The sequence below is a fragment of the [Clostridium] symbiosum ATCC 14940 genome (assembly GCF_000466485.1).
In the GTDB taxonomy this organism is placed as follows: Bacteria; Bacillota; Clostridia; order Lachnospirales; family Lachnospiraceae; genus Otoolea; species Otoolea symbiosa.
The window spans coordinates 1-19,306 of the sequence record NZ_KE992946.1 but is presented as its reverse complement, the minus strand read 5'-3'; the positions used below and the strand labels follow the sequence as shown (position 1 = coordinate 19,306).

At 47.1% G+C, this 19,306-nt stretch carries 21 protein-coding genes, 1 tRNA gene and 1 pseudogene; 2 read left to right on the top strand and 21 right to left on the bottom strand.

Translation table 11 applies throughout. The features are described 5' to 3' along the window. Positions 1-7 precede the first annotated feature (7 nt). Positions 8-67 (top strand): annotated as a pseudogene (locus tag CLOSYM_RS24275) (DUF6783 domain-containing protein); the annotation flags it as partial. 22 nt (positions 68-89) lie between these two features. On the opposite strand, the gene CLOSYM_RS13725 reads toward CLOSYM_RS24275, so the two are convergent. After that, a complete protein-coding gene (locus CLOSYM_RS13725) occupies positions 90-737 on the bottom strand; it encodes an MmcB family DNA repair protein (RefSeq protein ID WP_003505154.1) in 648 nt (215 codons plus the stop codon). Positions 738-906: 169 nt separating this feature from the next. Here CLOSYM_RS13725 and CLOSYM_RS13720 point away from each other — a divergent pair, with 169 nt between their 5' ends. Further along, entirely contained in the window at positions 907-1,581 is a 675-nt protein-coding gene (locus CLOSYM_RS13720) for a PTS transporter subunit EIIC (protein ID WP_330362907.1), read from the top strand. 176 nt (positions 1,582-1,757) lie between these two features. Here the strand turns inward: CLOSYM_RS13720 and rlmH are convergent, their stop codons facing one another. The 20 genes from rlmH to CLOSYM_RS13620 form a co-directional block, all read right to left on the bottom strand. Further along, positions 1,758-2,237 (bottom strand): 23S rRNA (pseudouridine(1915)-N(3))-methyltransferase RlmH, encoded by a 480-nt coding sequence (gene rlmH, locus CLOSYM_RS13715; RefSeq protein ID WP_003505151.1) that lies wholly within the window; start codon positions 2,235-2,237, stop codon positions 1,758-1,760. Between the two features lies 1 nt (position 2,238). Next, on the bottom strand, positions 2,239-3,264 hold the full coding sequence (locus tag CLOSYM_RS13710; RefSeq protein WP_003505148.1) for an alpha/beta hydrolase: 1,026 nt from the start codon (positions 3,262-3,264) through the stop codon (positions 2,239-2,241). Positions 3,265-3,372: 108 nt separating this feature from the next. Then, a complete protein-coding gene (locus CLOSYM_RS13705) occupies positions 3,373-5,493 on the bottom strand; it encodes a DUF6320 domain-containing protein (protein WP_021642560.1) in 2,121 nt (706 codons plus the stop codon). Between the two features lie 21 nt (positions 5,494-5,514). After that, positions 5,515-6,006, bottom strand: coding sequence for a GNAT family N-acetyltransferase (locus CLOSYM_RS13700; protein WP_044902439.1), 492 nt, complete (start codon positions 6,004-6,006; stop codon positions 5,515-5,517). Positions 6,007-6,143: 137 nt separating this feature from the next. Continuing rightward, positions 6,144-6,842 (bottom strand): response regulator transcription factor, encoded by a 699-nt coding sequence (locus CLOSYM_RS13695; protein WP_003505142.1) that lies wholly within the window; start codon positions 6,840-6,842, stop codon positions 6,144-6,146. 22 nt (positions 6,843-6,864) lie between these two features. Then, positions 6,865-7,557, bottom strand: a complete 693-nt coding sequence (locus CLOSYM_RS13690) for a helix-hairpin-helix domain-containing protein (RefSeq protein ID WP_021642558.1) — start codon at positions 7,555-7,557, stop codon at positions 6,865-6,867. A 104-nt stretch (positions 7,558-7,661) separates the two neighbouring features. After that, entirely contained in the window at positions 7,662-8,090 is a 429-nt protein-coding gene (locus CLOSYM_RS13685; RefSeq protein ID WP_021642557.1) for a DMT family transporter, read from the bottom strand. Positions 8,091-8,184: 94 nt separating this feature from the next. After that, positions 8,185-8,928, bottom strand: a complete 744-nt coding sequence (locus CLOSYM_RS13680; protein ID WP_003505134.1) for an SIMPL domain-containing protein — start codon at positions 8,926-8,928, stop codon at positions 8,185-8,187. Positions 8,929-9,062: 134 nt separating this feature from the next. Then, on the bottom strand, positions 9,063-9,917 hold the full coding sequence (locus CLOSYM_RS13675; RefSeq protein WP_003505132.1) for a bifunctional 5,10-methylenetetrahydrofolate dehydrogenase/5,10-methenyltetrahydrofolate cyclohydrolase: 855 nt from the start codon (positions 9,915-9,917) through the stop codon (positions 9,063-9,065). Between the two features lie 13 nt (positions 9,918-9,930). Further along, positions 9,931-10,281: an AzlD domain-containing protein gene (locus CLOSYM_RS13670; RefSeq protein WP_009298453.1), complete on the bottom strand. Its 351-nt coding sequence runs from the start codon at positions 10,279-10,281 to the stop codon at positions 9,931-9,933. Further along, positions 10,278-11,051 carry an AzlC family ABC transporter permease gene (locus CLOSYM_RS13665; protein ID WP_021642554.1) on the bottom strand — a complete coding sequence of 258 codons (774 nt, stop codon included), beginning with the start codon at positions 11,049-11,051 and terminating at the stop codon, positions 10,278-10,280. Before CLOSYM_RS13665 ends, CLOSYM_RS13670 begins: the two co-directional genes overlap by 4 nt. Positions 11,052-11,282: 231 nt before the next feature. Beyond that, entirely contained in the window at positions 11,283-11,543 is a 261-nt protein-coding gene (locus CLOSYM_RS13660; protein ID WP_003505126.1) for a hypothetical protein, read from the bottom strand. A gap of 24 nt (positions 11,544-11,567) precedes the next feature. Next, positions 11,568-13,277 carry a single-stranded-DNA-specific exonuclease RecJ gene (gene recJ / locus CLOSYM_RS13655; protein WP_021642552.1) on the bottom strand — a complete coding sequence of 570 codons (1,710 nt, stop codon included), beginning with the start codon at positions 13,275-13,277 and terminating at the stop codon, positions 11,568-11,570. Positions 13,278-13,328: 51 nt separating this feature from the next. Beyond that, positions 13,329-13,925 (bottom strand): M48 family metallopeptidase, encoded by a 597-nt coding sequence (locus tag CLOSYM_RS13650; protein ID WP_009298457.1) that lies wholly within the window; start codon positions 13,923-13,925, stop codon positions 13,329-13,331. Next, complete coding sequence (locus tag CLOSYM_RS13645) at positions 13,873-14,193, bottom strand: barstar family protein (RefSeq protein WP_003505119.1); 321 nt, start codon at positions 14,191-14,193, stop codon at positions 13,873-13,875. Before CLOSYM_RS13645 ends, CLOSYM_RS13650 begins: the two co-directional genes overlap by 53 nt. Positions 14,194-14,251: 58 nt before the next feature. Next, positions 14,252-14,764 carry a ribonuclease domain-containing protein gene (locus tag CLOSYM_RS13640; RefSeq protein ID WP_021642550.1) on the bottom strand — a complete coding sequence of 171 codons (513 nt, stop codon included), beginning with the start codon at positions 14,762-14,764 and terminating at the stop codon, positions 14,252-14,254. A gap of 132 nt (positions 14,765-14,896) precedes the next feature. Continuing rightward, entirely contained in the window at positions 14,897-15,334 is a 438-nt protein-coding gene (locus tag CLOSYM_RS13635) for a hypothetical protein (RefSeq protein WP_009298458.1), read from the bottom strand. Between the two features lie 19 nt (positions 15,335-15,353). Further along, entirely contained in the window at positions 15,354-16,313 is a 960-nt protein-coding gene (locus tag CLOSYM_RS13630; RefSeq protein WP_021642548.1) for a DUF6731 family protein, read from the bottom strand. Positions 16,314-16,487: 174 nt separating this feature from the next. Continuing rightward, positions 16,488-16,561, bottom strand: a tRNA-Arg gene (locus CLOSYM_RS13625). Positions 16,562-16,688: 127 nt separating this feature from the next. Next, complete coding sequence (locus CLOSYM_RS13620; RefSeq protein WP_021642547.1) at positions 16,689-19,094, bottom strand: PAS domain-containing hybrid sensor histidine kinase/response regulator; 2,406 nt, start codon at positions 19,092-19,094, stop codon at positions 16,689-16,691. Positions 19,095-19,306 lie beyond the last annotated feature (212 nt).

The window sequence follows — 19,306 nt, the reverse complement described above, 5'->3', positions numbered from 1 at the left end:
TAAGCGAATTCGGGCCAAATATGCCGCGAAGTGGAGCGTGCAGCTGGTGGGAATGAATTTTCAAACACGCTCTAGGCCTCCTGCTGCCGCTATGTCCTCCGGGCAGCCAATTTCCCATGCCGTTTCTCCGCTTCACGGTACTTTTCCAGTTCTTCATCCCATAAAGTGTAATCCCGCTCAAACAGCTCTTCGCACATCTGGTGTTTCAATCTGTCCCAATCCAGTTTTTCCATCAGTTTCTGGTGTACAAATTTTTTACTCTTCTGTTTATAGGCCGGCAGATGATTAAGAGCGAGAATTTTTTGAAGCTCCGGACGCCACAAAAGAGTAATTTGAAGTTCCCGCTTCATTTTAGGGTTTTCCGACGCCGCTTTTTTCTCATTAATAACCATCTCTTTTCCCTCTGCTTCCACTACAATAATTCCCCACCAGGAAGGAATATGTTCCTCCACATGCTTTTCATGTGATTTTCCGACGACGACATAATTGACGTCACAATACTTGTTGTAGTCGCGTATCTGCCGCTTCAAACGCTCATATGTATCGGCATCACTCTTTATCTCCAGGCCGATCAGCTGACGTTCCGTCAGCATGATGATATCTGCCCGGGAGCGTCCAATGATTTTTTCTTCAAACATCCTGGTCTTGCCAAACCGCTCCTCCAGATAGTCAAACAACGGTTCTCTGATGTCTCTGTCATATAATACTAATGATTTTGATTCCATCTCTGTATTCATATCTATATCCTGCCGTTTTCTGCCCTCGTTTCTCCAATATCCCCTATAATATGGCTTTTTCCTTTGATCGTCAACTGCATCCTCCTGCCTTTGTTAAATCCCGGTGTCATTTCACCGTCGGCCGTTAAATATTATTATTATAATCTATTTCTATTTAATTTAAAAGCATATTTCGATCCAGTGTCTGATCCCCGTTATCCTGGTCTCCCTGTTCTTTGCCGTTACCGGATATGTCCTGAGTGTGTCATGGGACAGCAGTAATATTACGAATTTCGGTTCCTATCTCTTCCTGAAACTGTTTGATAAGATTAGCGGGAACCTGTTCGGTATTCTTCTCTATGTTGTAATGACATACCTTTTATGGTTTATGGGCATTCACGGCACCAATACATTGGAGGCTGTCTCAAGGCATCTTTTTGAACAAAATGTGGAAATCAACCAGTCTCTTGTGCTGGCAGGACACATCCCCACGGAGATTTTTTCAAAAACCTTCCTGGACACCTTTGTATTTATCGGCGGCTGCGGTACTGCCCTGAGCTTTGTTCTCGCACTGTACATTGCTTCAAAGCAGAGCCACAACCGTAAAATGTCCTTTGTGGCTCTTCCTTCTGCCCTGTTTAATATCAGTGAGATTGCAGTATTCGGGTTTCCGATTATTTTCAATCTTACAATGCTCATCCCTTTTATCCTGACTCCGGTAATCCTGACATTGATCAGCGCATCGGCTATCAAGACAGGGCTTGTACCGGCCGTAACACAGTCTGTGGAATGGACCATCCCGGTTCTTCTCAGCGGATATCAGGCCACAGGCTCCGTCTCCGGCAGCCTGCTTCGCTGGAAATAGTCAGGCAGTATCCCTTAGAACGGATCCATGTCGTGCTGGAAATTACGGAACGGGCCGCTATGGAATTGTCTGCCGAATTGAAAAAGAAGATGGAATATATGAAGGAACAGGGGCTTGAATATGATTGAGCGGCACCTTATTATCAATAAAACTCCTGCCAATCTTAATTCTCTCCACTACTTATGATACGGTTCTCCATTCACAATCCGGTAACTCCTGTAAATCTGCTCCAACAATATCACCCGCATCAGCTGATGGGGAAATGTCATCCTTGAAAAACTCAGCTTATAATCAGCCCGCTCCAGCACTTTTTTCGACAGGCCCAGGGAACCTCCAATCACAAACTGAATGTGGCTCTCTCCCCGGACTCCCAGACCATCTATCAGTTCCGCCAGTTCCTCGGAGGAAATCATTTTGCCTTCTATGGCAAGAGCCACGACGTAAGCCGTGTCTTTGATATGAGAGAGAATCCTCTCCCCCTCCTTATCTTTAATCTGCGTTTCCACCACCTCACTGGCCCGGTCCGGCGTCTTTTCATCAGCTACCTGGATAATTTCAAGCTTACAGTAGCGGCTCAGTCTTTTGCTGTACTCCGCAATAGCGTCCTCAAGGTATTTCTCCTTGATTTTTCCCACTGTTATCACTGTTATCTTCATACTAAGAAAGCTCCCTTTTCAGAAAGGCCAGCAGGTTCACTCTCGCCCTGTCTTCCGTATCTTTTTTTCTTCTCTTCACCTTTTTAACGACTTTGCCTTCCGGCGCAATGCGGAGCTGGTAGACGATTTTCAAGAACTCACCGACCTCTTCCCATGCGTCCCGGCTCTCCGGTATCAAATCAAGCCCCATCTGGAACACATGAAACATACCGTCATAAACAGAGGTTCTGACTTTTACCCCCGCCTTCTTGGCTTTGCCGGACACAGACAATGTGTCGCTGAGCAGAACCTCGTAGCTGCCAACTTGCATGAGCATGGGCGGGAACCCCGTATAATCCCCGAACAACGGGGATAAATAAGGATTTTTCGTATCCGCATCGCCGATGTAGCTGCACTGATACAGCATATTTTCCTTTGAATTGCCAAACAGGGGATCAATCTCATAATTCGATTCATATGTCTCACCGCTTAATGTCACATCCGTCCACGGCGACATCGTGATGACGCCCCCGGGCAGAGGGAGTCCGTGATCCTTGGCATACATGCAAAGCGCCAGTGCCAGACCGCCTCCGGCCGAGTCTCCCGCCACCACAATCTGGTCCGGCTTGTAATTTTTCTCGTCCAGCAGCCATTTGTAGGCATATACCGCATCCTCAACAGCCGCCGGGAACGGATTCTCCGGCGCCACCCTGTAATCGATCGTAAGGACATCCGCACCGTAGCTGAGCTTCGAATATTTTACTGCAAATCTCCTGTAAATGTTCTTCATCGGTCCGATGTAGCCGCCGCCGTGGAGCTGAAGAATAACCCTCCCGGTGACGACGCTCTGGGGTCTTAAATATTCCATTATAAAATTCTCTGTCTCAATCAGTTCATAGAGAAAGCCGGCAGGGCATCTCCATGCCGGTTCTACAGGATTCTTTCTGAATTCTCCCGTCTGAATCGGCTTTTTAAGAGCCGTTTCCATCACATCATTCATCATATCGCGGGTCAGGTTTCCTATCATGCTGACATTTTTCTTACGCATTCTTCATCTCTCCTTTAAATATCAGTTACCGTACACGGCCTTGCCGGAAAGCGCGGTTCCGTGAACAGTAACACGCATCGCGGTATCTGCCTGGGCCACATTTTCTGCTTAAAAATAAAATCTCCTCTTCAGTTCCTTCTTAACGCTCCTATCCCCCAATATGATGGTAATCAATAGAACGGATACCGACAGTATTACCGTGATAACCGACATCATCGGGCTGGTAATCCAGCCGGCCGCCCATAAAATCAGGGGGATAAAGCTGAAAATAGTAATGGCAATCTGATACATAAAATAGCTCTGCCAGTTCAGCCTGTTGATAAGAATCAAAAACACTATGGCTATCACATCGAACAGAATCAGGCTTGGGATCGCATAGTTCACCGACCAGCCCCTGAACCCCGTCATATAATCAATCAGCACAAGCAGTATCTGCGCCCCAATCGACTGTCTTACCAGAATCCCCGCCAGGCTTGCCCTCCTGATAATCGAATACCTCAGTGTCATAGCCACATAAGCGATTCCTCCGATGGTGATCAGGGACCACCATATTTTAACCTTCTCATACGTTAAAAAGTTAACCAGACCGGTAATCGCAGCAGCGGTGAGAAGCACCAGATATATAATGTTCGTCATCTTCCTGAGCTTTCCCCGGTCATAGCTGACAGCCGGAAAATTCCCTCTGTCATACTTCTTATCCACGGCCCCATTGCTCTCAAGTTCGGCTGCCGCTCCCCTCTCCTCCAGAAAAGAGAAAAAGAATTCCTGCAGCTTCAGATCATCCATAACGCTGTTAAATGAAAGATAGATTCTGTCCCTGAATGCTATCACTCCGCATTTCAGTTTCTGCTGCCTGGACACGCCAATGAGGACGTGGAACGCATCCACCATATTTTCCAGTTCCGGTTTAATTGATACCGGTCCCAGGTTTGACAGCGTCATGGTATATGCTTTGCTGCTCTTAAGAAAGATAGCGTTCATCGCCATATTCTTGATAAACAGCGGAATAATTCTTATATACCATTTCTTTTCATTCGATACATTATAGGAAATCGTCTCCTCCAGACGTTCCTTCACAATCTTCTCATCCATCTGCCGTCCGACCTCGGCCAGCACATCTTCAAACCGTTTTGGAGCCTTCCCCTTCGGCCACGCAATATTTGTAACGGAGAAAAAATTTGCCAGAGTCTCAGAATCAAAAAAGCTTCTCAGGTTAATCGGCAGGTTCAGAGCCACCGGCTGATCCAGAGTGTTTCCATCGGTATATACCTGAATCAGGGACCAAATCAGTGCGGCTGTCAGATATTTTGTGATGCTGACACCTTCCTGCTTGCACAGTCCCTTCAGTTGATTAAGCCGGATGCTGCCGTGAAGTACCGACTGACAGTCTAACGGCAGATACTCTCCCTTGATTATCAAAGCCGGCTCCGTCTCATAATGGCGGTGGGGACGTTTTTTATAATGTCTCAGATAACCGTCCTCCTCCATCTGGCGTATCGTTTTGTTTGTATCGGCTCTTGCCACGGGATCCCCTTGACGGGTTGTTTGTTTTTCCTGTATTCCGGGCCTTTTCACTTCCTTTGCTTCCAGGGTATCCCTTAGCGCTTCCCGAAATCCTGTTTCTTCCGGCCCTGCCGCTTCTTTCCGTCTTTCTGCTTCTTCCCGGTCCCCTGCTTCTGCCCGGTTTCCTTCATTTTCCTGTCCTTCCCGCTCTTCCTTACTTCCTGGCTTCCCCCGGTCCCCCGGCGTCTCATCTCTTCCTGTTTCTTCCAGGCATAGTTCCAGGTAATGTTCCGTCAGACTCTTTAAAAAATTTAATGCACCGAGCCCGTCTGTCAGGCCGTGGAAAACCTCAAAATTGATTCGTTTTCCATAATAGCTGACCCGGAAGGGAAAGCGGTGGCTTTCATGAGGATCAATAAACTTGCACGGGTAGGTCTCTTCCTTCTCTATTAACGGTTCTCTGTTATTTGTCTCAAAGTAATTCCAGAAGAATCCCTTGCGCAGCTTCACACGGAAATTCTCAAATTCCGGCAGCGTCCGCTCAAGAGCCTGCGAAAGCAAATGCGGCTTAACCTCGGCTTTTAACGACACCGAGAGCCGGAACACATTGCTTAAATCCTCCCCTGCCACTGCGGCAAACAGCTTTGCCGTATTATCCAGTTTTCTCCAGCGCGCGCCTTGTATGCGCGGTTTTACTCCATCCTTCTCATCCACGATATCCGTCACTCCAAATCTGTCCCGGCTTATTTATAATTCCAGAAGCATGTCATACCAGACAGCGCCTCCATGTACTGATTCCGAAACTCCCAGATTAACATATCCAAATTTCTCATAATAATGAATCAGCCTGTCCTTGCAGGTAAGAATCAATCCTTTTCTCCCTCTTTTACCGGCATCCTCTATTAAATAATCCATCAGCTGCGCCGCAATTCCCCGGTTCCTGTATTCGGGAACAACATCCAGCCCAAAGACGCTCTGATAAGCTCCGTCCGCCTTATGCAGGCCGCAGTCCTCGAACATCTCATCCCGTATGGTCTTTTCATCAGTGGCACAGCCATTGATAAAGCCAATCAGCTTCCCCTGATCCTCCGCTATAAAAAAGCTCTCGGGAAATGTCCCAAGCCGTTTTTCAAACACCTCTCTGCCGGCCGCCTCGGCCGGAGGGAAGCACCTGGCTTCCACCAGGGTCACGCCATCCAAATCGTCCATATCTGCCTGTCTTATTCTTATATTATCCATCTTCATCCCGCCGCTTTCTCCGTTTAATCCGCTCTTTCGTCTTTCCATATGATCTTCAAAGAGCCTGCACTGCGGCAGACTCTTCAACAGGGCCGGCTTCTTTCCCTTGCCCGCCCCTCCTTCTATGTTCTGTACAGCTAAGCTCTGAAATAATACCCTACTCCCCATTTTGTATGAACATACTTCGGTTCACTCGGGCTTGGTTCAATCTTCTCTCTCAGACGCCTTACATGTACGTCCACCGTCCTCACATCGCCTCCGGCAGCCGCTTTATTCCCCCATACAAAGCGCAGCAGTTCTTCTCTGCTGTAAACTTTATTGGGGTTGCAGACAAGAAGCTCCAGAAGGTCAAATTCCTTTGCCGTCAGGTTAATCTCTTTTTCTGCAATAAAGACGCGTCTGCTGTCCGTATCCAGCTTTAAGTCCCCCGCCTGGACTACTTTTCCGCTGCTCTGTGACTCTTTTTTCGATTTTTTGGCATTACGCCTCATGATCGCCTTAATCCTGGCCTTGACCTCCAGGATATTGAACGGCTTTGTTATATAATCATCAGCTCCATATTCAAGTCCCAGGATCTTATCCATGTCTCCGCCCTTTGCCGTTACCATGATAATCGGCATCTCCGAAAATTCACGGATCGCCTGGCAGACCTCAAAGCCGTCGAACTTCGGCAGCATCACATCCAGAAGCACAATATCATACTCCGTCTCTTTAGCCATCCGGATAGCCTCTTCCCCGTCGTATGCACAGTCCACTTCCATACCGTCCTGCTCTAAACTGAACCTGATTCCTTTAACAATCAGTTTTTCATCATCCACAACTAACACTTTTGCCATTTTTCCACCTCATACCTATCATTCACACCGTAATGTCTTCTTTTATCTTCTGAAAAGCTGCTTCCTTAATTCCGGGAACCTCCATAATATCTTCAATTCTGGCAAAAGGCCCATATTCCTGGCGGTAAGCGATGATCGCCTCGGCCCTGGCCTCCCCGATCCCTTTCAGCGTCATAAGCTGCTCTTTCACCGCCGTATTCAGATTAATTTTAGAAGTCACAGCACCGCCGTCCGCCCCAGCCGATATACCCGGATAGGCTGCTGCCTCCCGGCTCCACTGGACGGCCTCTTCCCGGTCCGGAATCTGTACCTTCATGCCGTCTTCCAGTTTCCCGGCCATGTTTAAAAAATCACCGGCAGCATTTTCCGTCAAGCCTCCGGCCATTTCCACCGCCTGGTAAATACGGCTTCCTTCTTTCATCTCATATACTCCCGGAGCGGCCACTTCACCGCATACATGTACAAAAATCCGTCCGGCCCCGTTATCCCTTTCGGAATCACCGGTGTTCCCTGCATATTCCGGACTATGATTTTCCACCCCGGCCGGCGCCAAGGCATCCGTACCCTCCTCCGCCGTCTCCTCCTGCAGAGCGGTCAAATGAAACTGCGCCGTGTCACCACTGCCTTTCCACTCTACATTATAGCATATGACTGCTGCCAGCATTACTATGCCGGCTGCTGCTGTTTTAATCATTCGTGCTGTTTCTTTTTTCATATGTAATGTACCTCCCGTTCATATCGGAAGATACTGTTTGCCCGTATTTCTATACTATCTAAATACCACCCTGAACACAAGCGAAAAATAAAAGAATTTCCCTGTCACCACCTGAAAATAATAATCCCGGCAATGGCAACCAGAGCGCCAATGGCCTTCTTCCATTCAAAACCGGCCTTATCCACGCCAAAAAGCCCCATCACTTCGATGGCATAGGCAACAATAATCTGAGCCACTACAATCAGAAGCGCGGATTTAGCCGGCCCCAGCGTACCCACACTCTTTATAACGGTATAGGTAATCAGGGCGCCCATGATACCTCCGGCCAGCATATACTTCGGTTCTACCTGGAACAGGCCTCCCACTTCATTCCGGCCTGTAAAAAACCACATGATTACACAGGCAATAAATGCACTGAACTGCACCCATCCCGATGACACCCAGATACTCGTCTGCTTTGTCACTTCCGTGTTAAATACGCCCTGTATACTCATAAGGGCACCGGAAACCAGGGCGATAATAAATCCCCACATAATAAAACCTCCGCATTCTATTCGATATTGCTTATTATCTCATAGGTGCGGAAGTTTTATACTTTCAAAAGGAATTTACTTATCTTAATGAATTTTAATCGATAGAAAAGTCCACCGCAATATTGGCCTCAATCTCAACCTCACCCGGCATCACTCCCATATCCATCATGGCCGCTTCCTTGGCTGCGGCTCCGGCTCCGGAAGAATATCCATTATACCGCACAGACTGATTATCACCGTATTCCCTAATATTTGCAATTTTGCCAAGCTTGCATCCGCCCGCATCCGCCATGGCCTGTGCCTTCACCTTCGCTGCATCAATTGCTTTTGCAAGAGCCTGCTGATATGCCTCATTGTATTTACTGGACATATAGTTGACAGAATCAATTGAATTCACGCCGGCATCCACGGATTCTGAGATAAGCTGCCCTACCTGATCAATCGGAATATCAGATACCGTGACCTGCGTTGTCATCTCATATCCGCTGACCGTCTTTCCGTCTTCCCAGTTGTAAATCGGACTCATTCCATAATTGGATGTCTGGATTGATTTTTCCTCCACTCCCTGTTCCTTTAACATTGTGAGAACCTTATCCAAATCTGAATTATTCTGTGTCTGGCATGTCGGAGCATCCGACGCCTGGGAATAAACGCTGTAAATGATTTCTGCTATATCAGGCTCCACCTTGACCTGCTCCCTGCTGCTGACGCTGATTACATTATTTTCCACATTCTGTACATTGATCGTATCCGGTATTGCAGTGCTTCCACAAGCCGTAAGAGTAAGGGCCCCTGCCGAGATAAGAACGGCTGCAAGCCCTGTTTTTAAATGATTCATAAGTATTTCCTCCTCTTCTTTCCTGTTATACAGAAAAACATCCTGAATGTCTTTCAGCTATAATCATTATAACCGAAAGACATCCAGGATGTTTTTCTTTTACCTTAACTTTCCATATCTTATTTCTGAAAATATCACTTTTCACTTCCGGCTTCTTCCTGAGCCAGGGCTGCGTTTACAAGGCGCCTCGCCAGAACGGCAGTCGTTACGTTGCCAATCCCCCCCGGTACGGGAGTCGCACACGCTGCAACAGAACTGATTGCATCAAAATCCACATCGCCGCACAGATGGCCGTTCTCATCCACATTAATTCCGACATCAATGACCACGGCCCCTTCCTGGACGTAGCTTTCGTCTATCATTCTGGCGCTGCCTGCACAGGTTACCAGAATCTCAGCCCGGCGGCAGATATCCTGCAATTCCACAGTCTTTGTATGGCAGACCGTCACAGTGGCATTATCCTGCAGAAGCAGCATGGCCAGGGGGCGGCCGACCACCATGCTCCGGCCGACCACCACCGTTCTTTTACCTGCCACGGGAATATCATACAGCTTCAGTACATTCATGACTGCTTCCGCGGTACATGGAGCAAAACCGGTGCTGTCCCCGCTGAATACCTTTGCAATATTAACGGGTGAAATGCCGTCCAAATCTTTCATCGGATCGATCATTCTCTCAATATCCTCCTGAACAATCTGGGGAGGGAGAGGCCGCATCACCAGGATTCCGTCAATCCGGCTGTCCTCATTTATCTTCTTAAAGGCCTCCTTGAACTCCCTGTCACTGATATCTTCCGGAAAAACAAACTTTTCCACTTTCAGTCCAAAGGCATGCATCTTTTTCACAGCGCCTGTTTCATAAGAAATATCGTCCGGGCTGTCACCCACCCTGACGATGGCAAGTTGTGGAATCCGTCCCAGCCTTTTCAGCAGCTCTTCCACCTGTACTTTTAATTTTGCTGATACTTCAGCTCCTCTTAATGTAATCATTCTGCCCCTCATTTCAATATACTACGAATGCCGTCAACCATTCTGCCGCCAAAACTCCCCCTGCCAGTTCCAACAGGTAAACCGAAATAATCGCGGCCACAGCAACCACTACCAGGCTCTTGCCCCTGTAGCCGAGAATTACCGCCACCAGCGTTCCGCCGGCCGCCGAATAAAAATGCCCGGTTGAGAAAAAGACATCCGGGAATGTCAAAGCCCCCAAAACCGCATAGGGGGTATAATCCAGAAAAGAGCGTATAAATCTGGACTTAATCTCTTTTCTGAAAATTGTGACCGGAAGTACCCTGGGAATATAAGTTACCAGCGCCATCAGTATCACGCATATCACGACTCTCGTCAGATTCACTCAAAACTCCCCCCCTCTTCTGTTATTTCCGGCGCTGCCGCAGTCTCCTGCCCGTCTTCCTTTTCCTCTCCGTACTCATCCGAGGGAAACAGCCGCGCCCCAAGCGCAGAGGCTGCTATCGTGGCCAGAATTACCCGGAACCCGGATGAGATAAACCCAAAAACCGGTATGTATTTTAAAATGCATGTCACTGCAACCGCCGCGCCTATTACGCACAATACAGCTACAGATTTCCTGGCGGCAGGAATGATCAGTGCAATAAACATTGCATAGAGTGCAATTCCCATCGCATTCTGCAGAGCCTGGGGAAGCAGCGCCGATATGGAACCGCCGAGCAGCGTGCCCAGGTTCCATCCCAGAATCGGCATTGTCATCAATCCAAACATAAAAGGAGCTTTCAGTTGTCCCTCATGCAGAGAGCTGACGACGAACGTCTCGTCCGTGATTCCAAACGCAAGAACCAGCCGTTCCAGCGTACCTGTGGTCCGTTCCAGCTTCTGGGAAAGTGAAAGGGACATCAGCATGTATCTTATATTAATTACAAATGTGGTCAGCGCCACTTCAAAATATCCGGAACCGGCCAGAATCAGATTCGTTCCCGCAAACTGGCCCGCACTCGTCAGGTTAGTCAGGGATATCATCACCGCCACCCAAACCGGCAGCCCGCCTGAAACCGCCAGAAATCCAAATGTAAACGAAACAGGAAGATAACCCATTCCAATGGGAATACCGCTTTTCAGCCCTTCCCTGTATGCTCTTTTCCAACTCATTTTTACTTTCCCTGCCTTGTTAATTCTAAATTAACCCAAAACTCTGCGGTCATTATACCATGTTCCTGACGGAACATGGAGTCTCCGACGGAAATCAGCGCCGGTTTTCTGCGGTGAACGCAGAAACCGTTTATGCGCAGTATAACGGCGTGTTTTGCCGTTTCTGTGCATCGCGAAGCGTGTTATTGTTCACAGCACGCCGCTTTTGGGCGGGGTGTGAACAGTAACCTGTTACCGGAAATTTTCGTGCCGGCTGTTCAGCCACGCGACACCGCTTACGATTCCTTCCTCGGTAAACGGAAAATACTCGCTTGTCTTCTGTTCCGGCGGCGTGGCGTCATAGCCATAAGGCTCCGGCCACACCGTAACTTTCAGAACCGTTTCTTCCTCTTTTGAAGCTTTCTCCATACGGTAGCGCATGCCTGTATCGCTTCCGGTAAAATTTTCTTTTTTAAGGAAATTGACAGGCATCACGTCTTTTCGTTCTATCATTGTCCGCCTCCTGCACTGTACCGCCTAATGAAATCTATATTTTCTGACTACCGCCTGCAGGCTCTTATTGCCGTTGTATTCATTTATCTCCGGATAGTAAACGATGTCCATTACCCGGCGGCCGCCTCTCTCATCTTCAAAAGCAATTCCGTCCCCGAAATATATGGCCTCCATTGCAAAACCGTTTTCCTCCTCCAGCGTCAGTCTCACCACGTTCCTGTTCCTTCCGATAACCCTGGAATTCCTGACTCTCAGGTTCTTCTGCGCAAACAGAGGTTTTTCATTTCCCTGGCCGAACGGTTCAAGGCACCGGAATTCTCTTATCAGCCGTTCCGTCATATAATTTACCGGCATCGGCACGTCAATCCAGACCTTGGCCTTAAAATCTTCCTCCCTAAGTCCGGACCTTTCATTGAGCTGCCTTCTGAATTCCCCGATATTTTTTTCCTCCAGGGAAAGTCCGGCCGCCATCGGATGGCCTCCGAATTTCAGCATCAGCTCTTTGACCTCAGACAGCTTCTGGAACATGTGGTAGCTTTCAATCGATCGTCCCGAGCCTTTGACTGCCTCTTCCCCCTTCGTCAGTACGATGGACGGTTTCTGGTAATGTTCCCTCAGACGGCCCGCTATAATTCCTGCCAGTGATTCATGGCATTCAGGCAGATATACAACCAGCACCTTATCCTGGCTGTAATACGTATCGACCTGAAGTCTGGCCGCCTCCGTCCCCTGCTCCGTCATATCCTTCCGCATATCGTTAAGCTCTTTTAACTCCGTGGCCAGCCGGTCGGCTTCCTCCTCATCACCGGACAGCAGAAGCGACAGCGCAAGCTTTGCCGTCTGCAGTCTGCCTCCCGCATTCAGACAGGGACCGATTACAAAACCGATATGGTATGCCGTAATCTGGGATAAATCCAGATTGTTCTTGGCAGCCAGCTTTCTAAGTCCGATGCTGGACGTGTGTTCCATCCTGCTCAGACCATATTTTACAATGATCCTGTTCTCATCCTGCAGACGCATGACATCGCCTACCGTGGCGATTGCCGCAAATTCCAGCAGTTCTTCCCACTCCTTCGCCGGTACACCGCACTCCGCAAACAGCACCTGCACCAGCTTCCATGCGACAACTGCTCCGCAGATTTCCGGAAACGGATAAGAGCATTCTTCACGTTTTGGATCAATCACCGCGTCGGCAGGAGGAATTATCTCTTTTCCTTCTTCCAGCGGCACCTCATGGTGATCCGTGATGACTACCGTCATTCCCTTCTTTTTGGCCAGCTCAATCTGCGAATATGCCGATATGCCGTTGTCACAGGTCAGAATCGTGTCAATTCCCTGCTCCGCCGCCTTTTCAATAATCGATTCATTAATTCCATATCCGTCCCGGATCCGGTCAGGGATATCGTAATCCACAGGAGCGCCGAGCCTGAGAAACGCTTTGTATAATATGTAGGTAGAACACACTCCGTCGATATCGTAGTCGCCCACAATCCGTATCCTTTTTTTCCTGTCTATCTTGTCTTTTAAAATGGCCGCCGCTTTTTCCATATCCTTCATCAGTCTCGGGTCATACAGTGTTCCCACTGTCCCGTTCAGATACAGGTTTATCCTGTCCTCACCTTCAATGCCGCGGTTTCTGATAATTCTGGCCGTCACCGGGTCAATACCGAAACGCTCTGCGATTCTGTTAAAATCCGCTTTTTTTGTCTGTACCATCCAGACTTCTTCTGCCATCTGTTCCTCTGCCTTTCCTTTATCTGTTCGTTTACGAAGCGGCTGAGCCGCTTATATCCTATATGCCTTCAGAAGCCGCCGTCTTTCCTTGTAATCGGGCAGAATCTGCGCCACCTGCATCCAGAAACGGGCCGAATGGTTCATCTCCAGACGGTGGGCCAGCTCATGCACAATCACATAATCACACAGCGGTTCCGGCAGCAGTGAAAGCCTCCAGTTAAAATTCAGGTTGCCGGCCGAACTGCAGCTTCCCCATCTCGTCTTCTGGTTCCGGATTGTAATTCTTCCATAATCCACTTTCATCAGAGATGCATAATAAGAAACCCGGTGTTCCAGCACCGGGCGCAGCTTCTCTATAAAGGCACGTATTTCCTCTTCACCGTATACCGGCCGTTCCCGCTTCTGCTCCGTCACTTTCCGGTAGTTTCTTCCAATCCATCCTTCATGGCTCATGGCAAATTTAAACGCCTCCTTCTCCGGCAGTCTCCGAGGCAGTCGCATCACAAGATGCCCGTCTGGTGCTATCTGAAGTGCCATCGTCTTCCTGGACGAACGGATTATCTCAAATGGTATGCTGATAAATTCTCCCGTAGGCTCATCCCCACATGGATGAGGGTTCCAGGGGTTCAAAACCTGCAAATACGGCATAGAATTTTCCATCCCTTTCTTCAACCGTCTGTGCCGCATCTTCCAGCACCGTTTCAAGCTTTGCCTCAAATTTCTTTACAGGGGCGTCCAGTGCCGTACAGCGGACCAGTTCCACGCAGACATTCCCGGCCGCTCCGTCCGTCAGCATATCAGACAGGGCATCCAGATTTTTTCCATAATAGTCGGGAAACGCCAGTTTTTCCATCAGATAATTATGCACGGCCTCCTCGCTCTCCATCTCGTTCATATCCAGAAGCAAAAGTTTCATTCTTTATCTCCTCCTGTCTTATATCAATCGTCTTTCTTATCATAATCTGTTATCATTATCAGTAAATCTGTTCAAATGTTTTATAATGATCCGCCGTATAGTATATCAGGCCGTCGTTGGAATAAACAAGACGCTCCGCATTCCGGAAGCCTCCTTCATAGTTGATGTCGCATTCAAACCACTTCCGTCCATCCTTATCCGGCAATATCTCTTCATAATTACCGAAAGGGCTTCCTCCTATACTCTTTCCGGGCGCCACATCCCAAAGATTGCCTTCCTTGCTCACCCAGCCGGCATTTTCCGCCTCTTTCTTGGTGATAAAATTGCCCGGCAGCGTCCCATATATATGGATATAAAGGGCAACATCCTCTTTACTGGTATAACTTCCATCTTTGTCAAGAGCAAGGGCAGAGGTTTCCGCCTGCCCTGCCTGCTCCTGATGTACCGGCATGTCCGCCCGGCTCTCCTGCGTCTGTGCAGGGCCGCAGCCAAACAGTAAAAATATGGCCAGAAAAAATGGGATCAGCCATTTTACAAAAGATCTGACTTTATTCCAGTATTCGATTATCATAATTTCCTCCTTCAGGCACCGGATGCCTGATTTGTGCAGCGTAACTGCAGCTTATATATTATATAAGGCATTGCGGGAAAAGTCAAATATCTGTACAAAAAGAACCGCCCTCAGACGGTTCTTCAGATAGTTTTATTTAAACAGCGTATAAATCACCAGTGTTAAAAAGAACAGGCAGATGAAGATATCGGTCAGCGAAATTATAACGCCCGCGATCAGAACCTTTACCATTATGCCGCTGTAAACACCTGTAATTAATACGAGCAAAGACAGCAGTAAAAATATAAGCAGCTCAAAGCAGGTCAGCAGATATGAAAACAGAATTGTCTTATAATGCCCTGTTGCTTTTATCTCTTCTGTTAATTTACTTCCTGTAAAGGTTAACAAAATTGAAACCGTTGTTATAATAAAGCCCAATAATGTCGCCCAAACCCCGATTATCACTTGTAATGAAGCAAAAAAAGATTCTGCCGTCACATTAACCGGTATCAGTAACGAAAAAATAATTGATATAACTATTGGAATAACCGCAATGCCACCGCGTCTCACCCTATGTTTTCTTTTACTCATCGTGCATCCTTCTTTCTTTTTATGCACCGCTTACTACATCATTATAGAATTCAATTATTGTCTTGTACATTTCATTTGAATCGATTACCTTATCATTCGTGATAATAAATTCCTTTTTACATACCAGTTTATCACTCAAAAGATCGACACTGTCTTTGTACAGTCCCTGACTTACGCGGAAAGACTTTATCTCCTCCCTGTTCTCAATAACAATTTGTTCTAACTCCTTAATATTAACCGGCGGCCGAAATCCTTTTTTATTCCTGGTAATTCTTCTCTTCAAACTTATTTCGTAAGTATCCACCTCATCGATGTCGTCAAAGAATGCGCCCAGCAGTCCCATGCCGTCCCGGAGCACCTTCCTCATGGCCGGTGTGTTTTTCACCCCAATCTCAAACAGACTGTAGCCCCTGTTGTCAGCAATTCTCTCGAAAACATCTTTTCGCAGTTTTCCCGTGCATGATACGTATGCCACCTTCGAAAATATCCTGGGCAGGTAATCAATTATTGCACTGGGACGCGCTCCATTAAAATTCGTCTCCGCCCCCATGATATTCTTCTCCGGAAAAATGACACAATGAGTTACCTCTGCCACGCTGTAATTATCCTGGAGTTTGGAAAATAATTTTTCCAGCTTCCCGTCCTTCTCCAAATAAGGCCAGGCGTCTTTCCTGCATAGCACTATTTTAAACTTTATTCCTTTCGCCGTATCAATATCCTCAATTTTATTTATTTCTTCCACAAGAATATAGATCTTGTCACCATGAACCGTAGGACATTCTATTTTTCGAAGAGCCGCTTTCAGCGCCGCTTCCTCTTTTAGGCCATCAATTTCCAAATTCGCCTGATAGATATACTTAAAGGTTTCTCTAATTACCGATTCCTGATCTGCATATGGTATAACCTCATTATGTTCCCCATGGGCGTATAATAAAATATCATAATAATAGATTTTTCTTTCAATTTTTCCTGAATCCATACAGAAAATCCCCCATCGACATTTTATTACATTATAACATAAAAACCGGGCCGGTGAGAACTTTTACTGAAATAAGAATTTCCTGCAAAGCTGCTGTAGAATAGAGTCTGTCCTGGGAGACTCCCCAATAAAAAGCAAAAAAATCCCCTGGAGAAACTCTCCAGGGGATTCGTACGTGCGTGAGAAGATTCGAACTCCCGACACCTTGGTCCGTAGCCAAGTGCTCTATCCAGCTGAGCTACACACACATATTAAAGGACATTGTCCTTAACAACGATACTAATTATACAATGCTTTTCCATAATTGTCAACTGAATATTTCGCTTTTTTTATCCTTTTCACCGCGGCATGGAACAGTGCAGACAGCATGAACTATTACCGCCGCATATAATTCCTAAGACATGCATACATAACCTCCGCATCAATCGGTTTCGTCAAATAATCATTGATCCCTGCTTCCAGAGCTTCCTCACGTTCCTCACTGAATGCATTGGCCGTCATTGCTATAATCGGTATGGTTTTGGCATCCCGGCGTTCCATCTCCCGTATCTTTTTTGCTGATTCAATTCCATTTAAAACAGGCATTCTGATATCCATTAAAATGGCATCGTACCAGCCCGGCACAGTTTTTTCGAAGGATGATACGCCCTCTGCGCCATTCACCGCCGTCTCGCACCGGATTCCTGTCTGTTCCAGCAGCATCACAGCGATTTCCCTGTTAATTTCATTGTCCTCGACCAGCAGCACCCTCTTGTTGCGAAGGGAATCTTCTCTGTCCGTTTCCCTATGCTGCGTCTCTCCAAGCTTTCGAACCTTCTGTTTTTTATCTGAAATTTTCATCGGAATTTTCACCGTGAAGACAGTCCCTTTGCCAGGCTCACTCTCGGCACTGATGGTTCCGTTCAGCAGTTCAACCAGCTTTCTGCTAATAGAAAGCCCAAGCCCAGTGCCTTCAAATATCCGGCTCCCTCCAAAATCCTGTTGTTCAAAGGGGTCAAACATCCGGGCCATAAACTCCTCCGACATACCGATTCCCGTATCACTGATAATAAACCATATGAGCTGCTCCCCCGCTTCCACCTTCCCCGCCGTAACGCACAGACGTATTTCCCCCTGTTCCGGAGTATATTTCAGTGCATTGCCCAGCAAATTCAGTAAAATCTGATTCAGCCTCAGACTGTCACAATAATAGAACTCTCCCACCTCCGGCGCAACCGAAACCAGAAATGTCTGCCTCCGCTCTTCTGCCTGAGCCTCAATCATCACCTTTATATTGCGTATCGTGTCTTTCAAATTCATTTCCCTGTTGGCAATCTTCATCTTTCCGCTTTCAATCTTTGACATGTCAAGAATGTCATTAATCAGCGACAGTAAAAAAGCAGACGACATTTCTATCTTTTCCAGACAATTAAGCAGCTTTGCATAATTCCCTGTTTTTTCATCACACTGGAGATTCGCAGTTTCCTTCGCCTCACTCTGCAGCACAAACCTTGCGACCGACGCCATTCCGACGATAACATTCATTGGTGTCCTGATATCATGGCTCATCCTGGATAGAAAGTCTGTTTTTGCTTCGTTGGCTTTCTCAGCCATAGCTAACGCGTTCTGAAGCTCCCGCTGCTTTCTCTCTTCCTCCTTCTTTACGTCATCGATGTCCTTCAGATACAACATGACCCGAATGCAATCGGTGGTCATCTCAGACAGACGGACATATAAAGAATGCCACCGGTAAGAACCGGATGGAGTCAGACGCCGGTAACTGATTGTAACCTCCGATTTGCCGTTTTCAAAATCCTCTTTCAGTCGGTCAGGCGATAATCGGCTCAGGAAGACCTCCTTCTCTTCAGGATGTACGATGGTATCTGCCGCCCATTTTATCTGCTCTGAAAAGGAAGGGCTGGAACGAAAATATGGAGTCGATTTTTCTCCTTTCCACTGCCGCAGATAATCCGTATACAATTCCCCCTCATAAATTTCGTCATAAGACTCGTTTACTGCCCTGACAAAGCGCCGGTTCGCCTGTCTCTCTCTAATACGGGCTTTTGCCAACTCGTCCGTATCGCGGTATGTCAGCATCATTTTTTCAGAAATGCCTTCCCTGTCTTTATAAAATATTCCAATTAATTCGCAGTAACGGTACTCTCCCGACCTGTCTTTTCTGCGGACTTCGGCTGAAATCATTTGTTGTCTTTCCCTGGCACGGTTTCTTATATTTTCCAGTGTAAATGAATCATAAAATACCTGCCTGTCATGAGGATGTATTAAATTTTCTCCATACAGGCGGTTAAAATCACAAAAGTCTGCTTCCTCAAACATTGTATCCGGCAGTCCGTCGCTCTTATAAACGAGATATCGTCCGGTATTTATATCTAAAAGAAATACTTCACCAAATAAACGCATTGCGCAAAGAAGAAGTTCTTTCTCCTCTTTCCCGTTTTCTTCCGTCCCACTCATCGCGTAAGGTTTAACAGTAATTGCAAAAGCCGGTGTTTTTTTCTCTCCCCACTCTATTTCAGATGCTGTGAGCATTACTGTCGCTCCGAATGTCTCATCGAACCCTACCGCAGAGTATGGTTTTTTGCTTCCAATGCCGCTGAAGATACAAGCTTCCTTGTATCCTGTCCAAAGTTCTCTGCAAAAATCTCCTTTTCGAATGCCGGGTACCATTTCTCCGACAATATCATTAAAATACAAAATTCTGTAGTCGTCCTTTCGTACCACATATACAGCCGTATCCCCCAGGCTGTTTAATAGAATCTCAAACATCGAATCAGCTCCCATCAGTCCACCCCTCCTGGTCAGTTAAAAGATAAATTTCCATCAAACTTTTATCTGGTTATTATATACGAAACCATGAAAAAGTAAACAAACACCGCCTTCAATCAAGAAAGAATCCCGCTCGTGGGATTCTTTCTTGATTGAAGGCAGGTTGCTTCGGCGGAGAACTTTCCTGTTAAATAAAAAAGGTTCTATACTGAATGTTGGGGTGTGCT

What these genes read in the sequence shown, in the direction of transcription:
- CLOSYM_RS13695 (WP_003505142.1), bottom strand. Translation starts at nt 6,842, where the DNA reads ATGGCAAAAGTGTTAGTTGTGGATGATGAAAAACTGATTGTTAAAGGA.
- CLOSYM_RS13660 (WP_003505126.1), bottom strand. Translation starts at nt 11,543, where the DNA reads ATGATAGAACGAAAAGACGTGATGCCTGTCAATTTCCTTAAAAAAGAA.
- CLOSYM_RS13620 (WP_021642547.1), bottom strand. Translation starts at nt 19,094, where the DNA reads ATGGGAGCTGATTCGATGTTTGAGATTCTATTAAACAGCCTGGGGGAT.
- CLOSYM_RS13630 (WP_021642548.1), bottom strand. Translation starts at nt 16,313, where the DNA reads ATGGATTCAGGAAAAATTGAAAGAAAAATCTATTATTATGATATTTTA.
- CLOSYM_RS13710 (WP_003505148.1), bottom strand. Translation starts at nt 3,264, where the DNA reads ATGCGTAAGAAAAATGTCAGCATGATAGGAAACCTGACCCGCGATATG.
- CLOSYM_RS13700 (WP_044902439.1), bottom strand. Translation starts at nt 6,006, where the DNA reads ATGGATAATATAAGAATAAGACAGGCAGATATGGACGATTTGGATGGC.
- rlmH (WP_003505151.1), bottom strand. Translation starts at nt 2,237, where the DNA reads ATGAAGATAACAGTGATAACAGTGGGAAAAATCAAGGAGAAATACCTT.
- CLOSYM_RS13690 (WP_021642558.1), bottom strand. Translation starts at nt 7,557, where the DNA reads ATGAAAAAAGAAACAGCACGAATGATTAAAACAGCAGCAGCCGGCATA.
- CLOSYM_RS13640 (WP_021642550.1), bottom strand. Translation starts at nt 14,764, where the DNA reads ATGATAATCGAATACTGGAATAAAGTCAGATCTTTTGTAAAATGGCTG.
- CLOSYM_RS13675 (WP_003505132.1), bottom strand. Translation starts at nt 9,917, where the DNA reads ATGATTACATTAAGAGGAGCTGAAGTATCAGCAAAATTAAAAGTACAG.
- CLOSYM_RS13680 (WP_003505134.1), bottom strand. Translation starts at nt 8,928, where the DNA reads ATGAATCATTTAAAAACAGGGCTTGCAGCCGTTCTTATCTCGGCAGGG.
- CLOSYM_RS13665 (WP_021642554.1), bottom strand. Translation starts at nt 11,051, where the DNA reads ATGAGTTGGAAAAGAGCATACAGGGAAGGGCTGAAAAGCGGTATTCCC.
- CLOSYM_RS13650 (WP_009298457.1), bottom strand. Translation starts at nt 13,925, where the DNA reads ATGCCGTATTTGCAGGTTTTGAACCCCTGGAACCCTCATCCATGTGGG.
- CLOSYM_RS13685 (WP_021642557.1), bottom strand. Translation starts at nt 8,090, where the DNA reads ATGTGGGGATTTATTATCGCCCTGGTTTCCGGTGCCCTTATGAGTATA.
- recJ (WP_021642552.1), bottom strand. Translation starts at nt 13,277, where the DNA reads ATGGCAGAAGAAGTCTGGATGGTACAGACAAAAAAAGCGGATTTTAAC.
- CLOSYM_RS13645 (WP_003505119.1), bottom strand. Translation starts at nt 14,193, where the DNA reads ATGAAACTTTTGCTTCTGGATATGAACGAGATGGAGAGCGAGGAGGCC.
- CLOSYM_RS13635 (WP_009298458.1), bottom strand. Translation starts at nt 15,334, where the DNA reads ATGAGTAAAAGAAAACATAGGGTGAGACGCGGTGGCATTGCGGTTATT.
- CLOSYM_RS13725 (WP_003505154.1), bottom strand. Translation starts at nt 737, where the DNA reads ATGAATACAGAGATGGAATCAAAATCATTAGTATTATATGACAGAGAC.